Raw genomic sequence first — 12,497 nt, forward strand, 5'->3', positions numbered from 1 at the left:
ATCACTACCTTTGGTTCATTAATTAAAACATCATTTATTATCATTATTACTATGAACACAGGAAGAGTTAAATTTTTTAACGAGTCTAAAGGATTCGGTTTCATTATTGACGACGAGTCATCAAAAGAATATTTCGTACACATCACCGGTTTGGTAGATGAAGTTAAAGAAGATGACGAAGTGACTTTCGACCTTAAAGAAGGAAGAAAGGGTCTTAATGCCGTGAATGTAAAATTATCATAAGATATAGCATTTAGTGACATTATCATTGAGAGCTATCAGCTGCAGCTGGTAGCTTTTTTTTTACCTATTCACTCCTTCGGCAGCCCCTTTGACCAAACGACAAAGCTGGGATCAAGCTGTATTTCTGGGGGGCTTCACTGCAGGGAGCAATACAAATACCTTACAAATACCTTTCTCAACAGTTCGCATTTCAAATGCGGAGCTGGGGAAAATAAGGATGAACACAGATTACCTGTCATTTAAGCGTTGACTTAACACTAGTGGAGTTTGTCTGATGCATCATTTATCATACAGGTAATGCCAAGTCTCTGGAAACATTTTTAGTACGGGGTTTCCATTATCGTCCTTGACGAAATCCATTTTGATTATAGCCGTTTTGCGGGGACTTACCTTATTATCATCATGATGGGTATGGAAGACATAGTTCCATTCACCAGCGTCATCCAAAAACACATCGCCATGACCAGTTCCGGCAATTTGAAGCATCCCTTGATGTAAAATCGGACTTTCAGAAGCTTTGGTCCATGGCCCCATAGGTGATTCACTGACAGCATATCCTACAGCATAATGTTTACTTCTGAAATCATTGGCACTATAGAGAAGGTAAAAAAGCCCCTCCCTTTCAATAATGGTAGGCCCTTCCGTTACGGTCCATTCAGCAGATTCTGCATTTTCCCATGGAGCCGTGGCCTCGACACATAAACGAGTACTTCCCGGCACCAGCCCGCTATAATCTTCCTTTAGCTCCGTGACAAAAATACGGTTACCGCCATTGGCAACCTTTACATGGTATAAGTAAAGATTGCCATCAGGGGCATTATACACGAAAGGGTCAATCATCCGCTGGTCCAAACTTAGTGCCTTTTTTTCCTGCTGTGTGAACGGCCCTATCGGACTCTCGCTGCGCGCAAGGGCTATTTGCTCATTTGCCGTATAAGCCATATAATAGAAACCTCCTCTTTTAAAAACTTGTGGTGCCCAAAACCCCTGGTCGCCGTACACTTGTCCTTTCTGCAAGCAAAATCCCTCAGGCAACTTTCCTGCAGGCCCTTGCCAATTTTCAAGATCTGTAGATTGATACACCAAAAAACCTTCATTTGCCCTGCTGGTACCATATAAATAATAGGTACCGCCGTCGTAGAAAATGGTAGGATCAGCTAACGTGATGATTGGTTTTTCCTGGCCCTTAACCTGGCCAGGAACAATCAAAAATGCCCACAAAAGGAGTTTTTGGGTATATCGCGACATGAGATTTTGGTTTAAATAATAAATAAAAATACATGTATTTACCCCTATTTAAAAACCATTTATCATAAACACCACAAGTCAAGCAATTTACCTAAGAAATGAATTCTAAATATTTTTGCCCTTAGGGAAATCGCTTTTACCCCCGTGAAGTCACTTAACCTCATGCAAAAATAACAGACCGAGCGGAGACGAGGTATAACGTCTAGCCTTCGACTCCGCTCCGGCTGACATCTCTTTACTAGTAGTTTAAAGCGAATATACTGTTGCATCCCCAAATTATTAGGATAAAAGAAATCGTTTTCATTATATTTGCGACTTAATTTTTTCCAATTTTTAACAAAACTACGAAAATGAAAACTACAAGTATCTCTACAAGAATGATTTCAATGCTGTTCATAGCCTTGATCCTATTTCCTAGCTGCGCCAGCAGTACCTTGATCCAATCAACTCCTGGAGAAGCAAAACTTTACTTAAATGATGAATATGTTGGAGTCACTCCTTACAAGCACCGTGATTCCCGCATCGTAGGCAGCTCTACGGATGTAAGGTTAGAAAAAGAAGGATATGAAACGTTTACAACGTTCTTTTCCCGAGACGAAAAAGCAGATGTTGGAGCCATTATTGGCGGTTTTTTTCTCCTTTTCCCCTTTCTCTGGACCATGAAGTATAAACCTTCCAGAACCTATGAGCTGACTCCTTTAAACAGTTACAATGAAGTTCAAGAAGACGATTCCTCCATGGCCTCCAAAGCAGATGAATTGCTAAAGCTGCAAGAATTGGTGGAAAAAGGATTGATTACCCAAGAAGAGTTTGTCCAAGAAAAAAAGAAAATCCTAGACGAAAAGTAAACATTTCTTTTTAGTACCAAACATAATCCGTGCATCCGTGGCTCCTTCAAAAAGTCCTCGAATGCACGGTTTTTTGTTCAACCCGAATTCAATACCGATCATAAATCAAATACAGCACCTTTTCCATTTCCTTCTTCAGTTCATTGGAGCTGATCACATAATTATTGTGCATAAAGCTAAAATAAAGTGTTTTGCCACTTTTGGTAAGTAGATAACCGCTGAGGCAGTGGACACCGCTAAGCGTTCCTGTTTTGGCATAGACATAGGGATGCTCATCGTCGGACTTGTACCAAGAGCGGATCGTCCCGGACTCACCACCTGAGGGGAAATAAGCGAAGATCTTTTCCTCTGGCACTTCAGCCTTAATTTTTACAAGTAACTTGATGATGCTCCTTGGTGTAAATTTATTGTGCGCAGAAAGCCCCGAACCGTCCACCCACTGGGGCTCATCTGGAAGATCTTCCAAGTAATGATCCTCCACATACCCAATGGCATTACGCATATTGAGCGAATCTCCAAGCTCATCTGCCACGAGGACCATTAGCTGTTCGGCCAGAAAATTATCACTGATCTTCAACATTTGCTTGTACAGCGAATCGGTAGCGATCCCTTTCAGTTTTTGATGAGGCCTATCCTTCACACTATCATAACTGATCATCGTGATACTTTTGTCCAAGGTATCCTGCAGCATTTCACGTGTCAGCTGAGAAGAGGTCACAAAAGGCTTGTCGGTTTCAAATGAAAGTTCCTCTCCCACCAAATGGTATCGGAAATCATTTATTTTCTGATCCCGTAAGATCGTGTACTCCCTGGCAGGCAAACTGAGGTCTTCTTGCACCTGATCGGCAAAATAACGGGGGGAAAAGCTGAAACGTGGTGATGACTTTTGCTTCGTAAACCGAACAATATTGCCATATATGGGCATAGCAGATCGCTCAGGACCGTAGTAGTAATTGTACCAGTTCCATGACCATCCCGAAGCATAGGCCTGCACCTCACCAAAATTGTCAGCCATGAACAATTGCTTATCGCTACTTTCCAGGAAGTTTAGCACTGATCGGTCTTCAAAATCCGGATGCATCAGGGAAGGATCGCCGGTGCCCCAAAAAATAAGGGAATCACCACTTTCCAAATAATCCAAGGCATTTACCCGATCGCCAAGTACCTTATAAGCTGCATAAAAGGTAAACATCTTGGTATTGGATGCAGGGGTGAAATATTTATCTTCATTTTGGGCATAGAGCACCTTGTCTTTGACTGGATCCACCAGCATAAAACCGGTAAAGCCTTGGCTAAACACCTCCGAATCGCGCATTGATTTCTTTACTTTCTGTACCGTACAGGCAACAAACAAAAGGAAAAGCACCGGCAATAATTTCTTCATGGCGTGGTTGGTTTTCGTAAGAGTTATTCGTTAGCAATTAAAAAAACCACAGATAAAGCGGATAAGCAAGGTATTAGGATTGATCCCCAAACACCTACGCAACCTATATTTATCTGTGGTTAAATTAGGTTTCTCAATGCTTATTCAGCATCCCACCAAACATTCCCATACAGACTTTCAGCACCACCAAACTGGCGTTGCACAGCCTCATTGTAATTATCAGTATTATTAAATTGCTCGGCTTCAATATACATTTGCCTATTCGGTACATCAGCACCGCCTGGTGACACCATATTATCCGGATAGCCAGTTCTTCTATACTCAGCCCATCCTTCATAACCATGCATAAACAGATGGATCCATCGTTGAGTCGAAATTTTCTCAATGGCATCTACGGAGCTGTAGGCTATTTCTGGCTGTGCCAAAAACGCATCTATATTTGTCATATCTGCTCCCCACTGCTCCATACTGCTCTGGACAGCCATTAGATAATAGTTTTCAGCTTCGATATCCCCTCCAGCAATCCATCCTAATTTAGCTGCTTCAGCCATGGCGAAAAGACTTTGAGCATAAGTAACTAAAAAGACGGGAGCATCTTGAGCGTGAATCGCTGCACCCAAAAGTGAATATTCCTCAGTTCCTATTTCATCAATTTCACCAAATGTAAGACCAGTATAATCACCGTCTGTCCGATTGGGGTCACCATATATGGAAAGTCGAGGGTCATCGTATGGTTTCATTTTCTCAACCAGCGTTTCACTTAAAGCCCACCATTCTCGATTTTGAACATCTACCTGACTGTACCAATAACTTTGGTTATTTGCATCAGCTAGATGCTTAAAGACAAAATTATCTTCATTTGAGCTAAAAACACCATCTTCCATCGCAGCAGTAAATTCCTGTTGAGCTAAAGTAGCATCAATTTCTGACAATCGAAGTGCCATCAGCATTCGAATGGTATTTGCCAATTTGGACCACTTCTCCATATCACCATTATAGATGATATCATTACTTATAGCACCTGCTGTCATTTGGGAATTTGCTTCTTTTAAGGTGGCAAATAAGTCAAGATATATGGATTCTTGTGTGTCATATGAAGGTGTGAAGTTTTCAGCTCCTTTTAAAGCCGCAGTATAGGGCACATCTCCCCAACGATCCGTTATATGCCACATATAATAGCATTTTAGAATTTTTGCTACAGCTATTTGATTGACAATTGGTCCCTCCGTACCGCTCAGCTCATCCTCTGCATTCAACACCGTTTCCAAGTTCATAAGTGGGCCTTGATAAATCCAATAAAAACTAGCGCTAACCTGCGGATATAGGGAAGCATTGACATACTGTGTTTCCGACAAATACTGAGACATAAACTCCCCTGTTGGAGATGAACTCAGACTTGACAATGATAACATCGCATTTGCGATCAATTGAGTACCGGATGATTGACTTGGTGCATTTGGATTGATGTTGATATCTTCATCAAAATTGTTACAACCAACTATCAATATTACGGACAAGCATAGTATAGTTAATTTCTTCATGGCTTTTTCTGATTAAAAGGTAACATTTAGATTAAACCCTAAAGAGCGGACAGAAGGTAACTGGCCAGATTCGTACCAGCCAATGGACTGGCTTCCTGTAGAAATCTCTGCTGGATTAATTCCCTTTGGAGCATTTTGGAAAATCATACCTAGATTTCTCCCCACCAGAGCCACTCTTACATTTTCGACAGGTATGTTACCCAATTTATCTTTGGTAAAATTATACCCCACTCGTACCTCACGGAGTCGCACATAGGATCCGTCGTAGAGCCATTCCTCATAAATCCTTCGTCCCAAAACATTTCGATAATAATTTCTGGCATCTACATAAGCGACAACTTCTTCGCCTGTTTCTGCTGAAATGCCTTCTACTCTAACACCACCACCTTCAGACACATCATCACGCACATTTGCGCCTTGGTCATTTGTAGCTACGGTAAGTGGATCTAGCCCCGTCCTTACAGCAAGCATTTTCGATCTACTGAAAAACTGTCCGCCTACCTGAAAATCAATCATAGCTGACAAGTCAAAATTCCCAATAGAAACTACATTTTGAAAGCCTCCATTAAAATCAGGCAACACAGTACCAAAATCGTTGGTAGCGGCAGTGTAAAGTGGCATATTATTTCCATCTAACAGAATCTTTCCTGTACTTTCATCCCGTTGATATGCCTGACCTACCAAACTTCCAAAAGGCTTGCCTTCATAACTATTTAAATAGCTATACACACTGGAATAAACTGTGTAATCATACTGATAAACATCAATCCCTGGATACAGTTCAACCACTTCGTTCCTATTTCGGCTTAGATTAAGCGCAATATCCCAATTTACTAAGCTATTCTTTATCGCGGTACCTGTCAATGCTAGTTCAAAACCTTTATTTCTAATTTGTCCAGCATTGATAGTAGCAGAACCAAAGCCACTAGCCCCAGATAAATCCAACTGTAAAATTTGATTTTTATTGATTTGTTGATAATACGTAAAGGCCAACCCAACTCTCCCTTCGAGAAACTTAAAGTCAAGTCCTGCTTCATATGAATGAGCAAAAGATGGCTCTAGGGTTGGGTTATTTAAATTATCCGGCACATAAAGGGTGTTTACCGTACCACTCGGACCAGCATATACGGTCCCCGCTCCATAAAATAAAGTAGTTCCATATGGTGAAAGATCTGACCCTGCCTGTGCATAACTCACCCTTAACTTTCCTAAAGTCATGGGTTCCCAATCGATCAACTCACTAAAAACCATACTTCCCGAAACCGATGGGTACCAGTAAGAATTGTTCCCTTCTGGTAAAGTGGAGGTATTATCATTTCGAATAGAAGCATCCAAAAAGTAGGTGTTATCGAAACCAAGTGAAACCATCGCATATGCACTCTTGATTTGCTTGCGGAGCTTATATGAGGTATTAGATGGTCTATCAATGGAAGCATCGATATTATAGAAGCCTGGTGAAGAAAGCCCTCCCACTGTCGCCATTCTTAAATAGGAGTATTTTCTGTCATAGAAGTTTGACCCTACATTAGCATCAATAGAGAATTTATCCCATGTTTTATTATATTGTGCCAAAAACTCATAGTTCATTTCTGTGTTTTGATATTTACCTACGGTGTAACCAGGTAAACCTTTCCCGCCAAATGCAGACCTAAACTCCAAGTTTTGGGTGTATGTATCCGTACGGATAAATCCACTTAACTTTAAGTCTGGTATTACTTCATAAGTCAACCCTACATTACCAAACAATCGATCTCTGTTATCTTCACTAAAATTCTCGTAAGCTGTATAATACGGATTATCCCAATACAACGGCGTAAAATCATTTATCTCCCCAGTAGTTGTACTTGGCCTGCTTAAATTCCAGTGGAAAAAGCTCCCATCATCATACTTATAGTTCTTTAGACGATTCATGTCTAAACTTCTTTGAAACCATTGCCCCATATACCTAGATCCATCTTCTGAACCTTGACCAGGACGCCTAGCCCTGTTGGTGGCATAGTTCACATTTGTGCTGATATTGAGTTTTTTTGTCAAATCTACGCCTAAGCTTACCCCTATGTTATTTCTCTTTAACATGGTGTTCGGTTCGACACCTTGAATTCTAGTATCATTTAGACTTATTCTAAAATTAGAATTTTCTCCACCACCTGAAATAGTAACCCCGTTGTTAACATTGGTTCCTGTTTCATAATAATCTTTGATATTATCAGGATGAGGCACAAAGGGTGCCAGCTGTCCATACTCAGGATCTTGTGGGTAAAAACTCTGTGCGTGTCTTACTAATGATCCATCCATTATTGGTCCCCAGCTCTCATCTACGTTCATCTGAACATACCTATCTCCATTAGGTAAAGTAGGCCATTCTTGAGACGATCCACCTCCATACATATTCTGGTAAGGCATGATGTTATAAACATTTTCGACAAACACTGCTGAATTTAGTTCAACTTTGACATCAGAACCTCTCTTTCCTTTCTTAGTGGTGATCATCACGACTCCGTACTGACCTCTAATTCCATAAAGTGCAGAAGCTGCTGGTCCTTTAAGCACGTTTACAGATTCAATATCCTCAGGGTTTACATCTTGGCCCAAATTCCCCAAGTCAACACCATCATCTCCTGAAAAGTTAGCATTGGAAATAGGTGTACCATCTACCACGATCAGCGGTGGACTTGCTCCAGAAATTGAGTTTACGCCCCTAATTTTTATCTTTTGCGTTCCTCCCATACTAGCCCCAGAGGCTCCTTCCACCTGAACACCAGCCACTTTTCCAGACAATGACCCAAGAACATTTTGCTCTTTGGTAAATGTTAGATTATCGCCATCAACCTCTTGAGTAGCATAACCTATAGAACGCTCATCTCTGGTAATACCAAGAGCGGTCACCACTACTTCCCCCATCTCAGACACATCTTCTTTCATGACCACATCGATTCTAGTTCGATTGTTGATTGCAGTGGTATGGGTAAGGTATCCTAAATATGAGAAGACCAATGATCCATCTCCAGAGGATGCATTAAGGGAATAGTTTCCATCTAGGTCAGTCACGGCACCTCTTGTACTCCCCTTCAATAGCACACTCACCCCCGGAAGTGGCTCGCCATCTTCCGCGGTCGTTACCGTTCCGGTGATCGTTACTTCCTGTCCATAGGCCATGCCTACTAACAAAAAGACGAAAACCAAAAAGGATAATTTTGTAAAGGTTTTCTTCATTTGTAGTCGATTTGTGGGTTACTAAACTTAATTTAAAATTATATTCCTAAATATTCAATAAAACAAAATAATTAACCATATTTATCAGTTTTACCGAAACCTACAAAACATAATATGTCAATTTTGTAAATTATTTGTTAATAAACAAACCGATAAAATAAAATTTAGATAATCCAGCACTTGTTGACTTTCCCCAAAAATCCGGTTCAAAAAAAAACCTCGAAACATCTTCGAGGCTTTAAATCATTTCTTTTCAGTTTCTTAACACATCACTCCGTTCGTTGTCCATCATCTTGCTCACTTAGCTGCTCTACATCCTGAAGCAACACCAATTTTTCCGGTTCTTTTTCCATCTTGATTTCTTTGGCATCATCTTGCCGATCACTTACCACATGTGCTGGTCCTTCAGCAATATGTGGCGCTATGATCAATGAAACAATGGAGGTCAATTTGATCAGAATATTCATGGATGGACCTGAGGTGTCTTTAAATGGATCACCGACTGTATCTCCAGTAACAGATGCCTTGTGCGCCTCAGAGCCTTTATATTCCATTTTTCCATCGATCTCCACGCCTTTTTCAAAAGACTTTTTGGCATTGTCCCATGCACCTCCGGCGTTGTTTTGGAATATCCCCATCAGCACGCCTGAAACCGTCACTCCTGCCAGTACTCCACCCAAGACCTCCGGTCCAAAAGCAAAACCCACAATAATGGGAACTACCAAGGCCAATGCACCCGGGGCGATCATCTCTCGAATGGAAGCGCTGGTGGATATGTGCACACATTTGTCGTATTCAGGCTTGGCCTTGTATTCCATAATTCCGGGAATCTCTTTGAACTGCCTCCTTACTTCATTGACCATGTCCATGGCGGCACGGCCCACTGCCGCAATGGCCAAAGACGAAAAAATAAACGGTATCATCGCCCCTACAAACAAGCCCGACAACACATCAGCTTTATAAATATCAATGGAGTCAATCCCCGCAATGCCCACATACGCTGCAAACAACGCCAACGCAGTAAGGGCTGCAGAAGCAATGGCAAAGCCTTTGCCCGTGGCTGCAGTGGTATTGCCCACCGCATCCAGGATATCAGTGCGCTCCCTCACCTCTTTTTCGCAACCTGACATTTCGGCTATACCTCCGGCATTGTCCGCAATCGGGCCAAAGGCATCAATGGCCAGCTGCATGGCCGTGGTGGCCATCATCCCCGCAGCGGCAATCGCCACCCCGTACAGTCCTGCACTCAAAAAGGACCCGTATATCCCTGCTGCCAACACCAAAATCGGCAGTACCGTAGATTGCATCCCGATGGATAGCCCGCCAATGATATTGGTGGCATGACCGGTGGAAGACTGCTTGATGATGCTATTGACCGGACCTTTGCCCATGGCAGTATAATATTCCGTGATGATGCTCATTAATGCCCCTACTACCAAACCGATCAACACGGCTCCAAAAACGCCCATTTTGGTAAATACTGGAGAATTGTCCCTTACCATGACCAAGTCTCCTTCCGGCAACATGAAATCGATCACAAAGTAAGAGGCAGCAACCGTCAACAGTATCGAAATCCAATTGCCCTTGTTCAAGGCGGCCTGGACACTATCTGTCTCCTTGGATATTTTTACAAATAAGGTCCCAATAATAGAAAATACTACTCCCAGTCCAGCAATGACCAATGGCAACAAAACAGGAGCGATCCCACCCATCTGGTCATTGGAAACTATCTCTCTTCCCAATACCATTGAGGCCAAGATCGTCGCGACGTACGATCCAAACAAATCCGCGCCCATGCCGGCCACATCACCGACATTGTCCCCTACGTTATCGGCGATGGTGGCAGGATTACGTACATCGTCTTCCGGGATGCCTGCTTCTACTTTTCCCACTAAATCGGCTCCGACGTCAGCAGCTTTGGTGTAGATTCCTCCTCCCACTCGCGCAAACAATGCAATGGACTCGGCTCCCAATGAAAAGCCAGCCAACACTTCCAATGCTCGTTCCATATCCAATCCATTGACATCACCACCTGTAGATACTACATATAAATGGTAAAAAACAATGAAAAGCGAGCCCATCCCTAAGACCGCCAATCCTGCTACCCCCAGTCCCATTACGGTTCCCCCCGAGAAGGACACTTTCAAGGCTTTTGCCAGTCCTGATTTAGCCGCTTCTGTGGTGCGGACGTTTGCCTTTGTGGCAATGTTCATCCCGATATACCCGGCAAATGCTGACAAAAAAGCCCCCAAAACAAAAGAAGCGGCAATCACCGGACTGGAGTTTTCTACCAGCGTCCCTGACCAAGCCAAAATAATTCCTGCAATGACCACAAAATAAAAAAGTACCTTCCATTCTGCTTTTAAAAATGCCATGGCCCCACGGGCAATATACCCTGCCAGTTCCACCATCTTTTCGTCACCCGTCGGTTGTTTATTTACCCAAGCGGACTTTACGGCCATCACAATAAGCCCCAATATCCCCAAGAAGGGGACCACATAAATAATCTGTTCCATAGTATGTATTAGCGGTTTTTTAAATGTTATATCCTAAACAAATATATTACTATTCAACTACGAAACAACCAGCATATTAATTACGGAAAGAGATCATATAACAATATAAATTTGGAATTAACAGTAAACCTGTAAAATATTAATAATTAAACAAATCAAATAGTTTTTGATTGTTAAAACCCAAACCGATGCCGTGGTTTATTAAAAATCAAGGGGTTTGAGTGATTTTTTCCTTTTTTCGGAACAGTGTTTGGTCTGTCACCTTGTTTTATTCCCTATTGCTAAATCTTACCTTTATGATAAGCAAAACAACTGATCACTATGAAAGCAATCATAATCACCACCCCGGGGGAACCTGAGGTCATGAAAATCCAAGAACGAAGCATCCCCAAACCTGCCCCGCAGGAAGTCCTGATCAAAGTAGCTGCTGCCGGGATCAATCGCCCTGATGTGGCCCAACGCAAAGGCCGCTACCCTGCTCCAGCTGATGCTCCCGAGGACATCCCTGGGCTGGAAGTCTCTGGAACCATCTCGGCCATGGGCGAGGACGTTAAGAACTGGGAGTTGGGAGATGAAGTCTGCGCGTTGGTGGCCGGAGGTGGCTATGCGGAATTTGTAACCGCCCCCGCTGTCCAATGCCTGCCCATTCCTGAAGGAGTCTCCCTCGTGGAAGCAGCTGGCCTACCGGAAACGTTCTTTACCGTTTGGAACAATATTTTTGATATCGGCCAGTTTGAAGCCGGCATGACCGTCCTGGTACACGGGGGCACCAGTGGCATTGGCGTAACAGCCATCCAATTGGTAAGGGCGCTGGGCGGTAAGGTAATCGTGACGGCTGGATCCAAGGAGAAATGTGAATACTGCTCTGACTTGGGCGCCAATTTGGCCATTAATTATAAGGAAGAAGACTTTGAAGAGGCGATCAAGTCCAATCCGGCATTTAATAAAATAGACATCATTCTGGACATGGTCGGTGGAGACTATACCGCAAAAAACATCCGCCTGCTCAAACCTCAAGGGAAGCTCATCATGATCAATGCCATGAAGGATAGAATGGGTGAAGTGGATTTGCTAAGGATCATGGCCAACCGCCTTACGCTAACCGGATCGACCCTTCGTCCGCAGTCTATCGGGTACAAAGGAAATATCGCCAAAAATCTCCAAGCGCATGCCTGGCCTTTCTTCCCGGAAAAGATCAAACCTATTATCCATAGAATCTTCCCCTTGGAAGAAGCACCCCAAGCACACCAGCTCATGGAAAGCTCTGCACATATCGGCAAAATCCTACTCCAAATCCCTACAGAAGTATAATGGGTTGGGGAATTAGGGAATTGAAAAATTTGAAGATTGAAAGGTTGTAAGGTTCCCATGCCCGTTGTTCCGACAGGTATGCTGGGGAACCAGTAGCATAGCGTTTTTAACTCAATACCACTAGTTTGGTGGTTTCAGGGAAAGCTTGGCATCGATATCAATCGGTAAAAGCAATTTTCCTCGCCGTAACCTC

Annotated in this window: 8 protein-coding genes; 3 read left to right on the forward strand and 5 right to left on the reverse strand. The window is 42.8% G+C overall.

Translation table 11 applies throughout. From position 1 onward, the window contains the following. Positions 1-51 precede the first annotated feature (51 nt). Positions 52-243: a cold-shock protein gene (locus FDP09_RS17975; protein ID WP_015267483.1), complete on the forward strand. Its 192-nt coding sequence runs from the start codon at positions 52-54 to the stop codon at positions 241-243. Positions 244-522: 279 nt separating this feature from the next. Here FDP09_RS17975 and FDP09_RS17980 read toward each other — a convergent pair whose 3' ends face one another. Then, positions 523-1,491 carry a glycoside hydrolase family 43 protein gene (locus FDP09_RS17980; RefSeq protein WP_137403978.1) on the reverse strand — a complete coding sequence of 323 codons (969 nt, stop codon included), beginning with the start codon at positions 1,489-1,491 and terminating at the stop codon, positions 523-525. Positions 1,492-1,841: 350 nt separating this feature from the next. Here FDP09_RS17980 and FDP09_RS17985 point away from each other — a divergent pair, with 350 nt between their 5' ends. Continuing rightward, positions 1,842-2,339, forward strand: a complete 498-nt coding sequence (locus FDP09_RS17985) for a PEGA domain-containing protein (protein ID WP_137403979.1) — start codon at positions 1,842-1,844, stop codon at positions 2,337-2,339. Positions 2,340-2,427: 88 nt separating this feature from the next. On the opposite strand, the gene FDP09_RS17990 is transcribed toward FDP09_RS17985, so the two are convergent. The 4 genes from FDP09_RS17990 to FDP09_RS18005 all read right to left on the reverse strand — a co-directional run bounded on the left by FDP09_RS17990 (position 2,428) and on the right by FDP09_RS18005 (position 10,993). After that, the gene (locus FDP09_RS17990; RefSeq protein ID WP_137403980.1) at positions 2,428-3,723 is read right to left on the reverse strand and encodes a D-alanyl-D-alanine carboxypeptidase/D-alanyl-D-alanine-endopeptidase; all 1,296 of its coding nucleotides are present in this window, start codon (positions 3,721-3,723) and stop codon (positions 2,428-2,430) included. Positions 3,724-3,863: 140 nt separating this feature from the next. Continuing rightward, positions 3,864-5,264 (reverse strand): SusD/RagB family nutrient-binding outer membrane lipoprotein, encoded by a 1,401-nt coding sequence (locus tag FDP09_RS17995; protein WP_137403981.1) that lies wholly within the window; start codon positions 5,262-5,264, stop codon positions 3,864-3,866. A gap of 12 nt (positions 5,265-5,276) precedes the next feature. Continuing rightward, on the reverse strand, positions 5,277-8,477 hold the full coding sequence (locus FDP09_RS18000) for a SusC/RagA family TonB-linked outer membrane protein (protein WP_137403982.1): 3,201 nt from the start codon (positions 8,475-8,477) through the stop codon (positions 5,277-5,279). Between the two features lie 269 nt (positions 8,478-8,746). After that, entirely contained in the window at positions 8,747-10,993 is a 2,247-nt protein-coding gene (locus FDP09_RS18005) for a sodium-translocating pyrophosphatase (protein WP_137403983.1), read from the reverse strand. A 321-nt stretch (positions 10,994-11,314) separates the two neighbouring features. Between FDP09_RS18005 and FDP09_RS18010 the strand changes: the two genes are divergently transcribed. After that, on the forward strand, positions 11,315-12,304 hold the full coding sequence (locus FDP09_RS18010) for an NAD(P)H-quinone oxidoreductase (RefSeq protein WP_137403984.1): 990 nt from the start codon (positions 11,315-11,317) through the stop codon (positions 12,302-12,304). The last annotated feature ends 193 nt before the right edge of the window (positions 12,305-12,497 follow it).

This window comes from Echinicola rosea (assembly GCF_005281475.1).
Lineage (GTDB): Bacteria > Bacteroidota > Bacteroidia > Cytophagales > Cyclobacteriaceae > Echinicola > Echinicola rosea.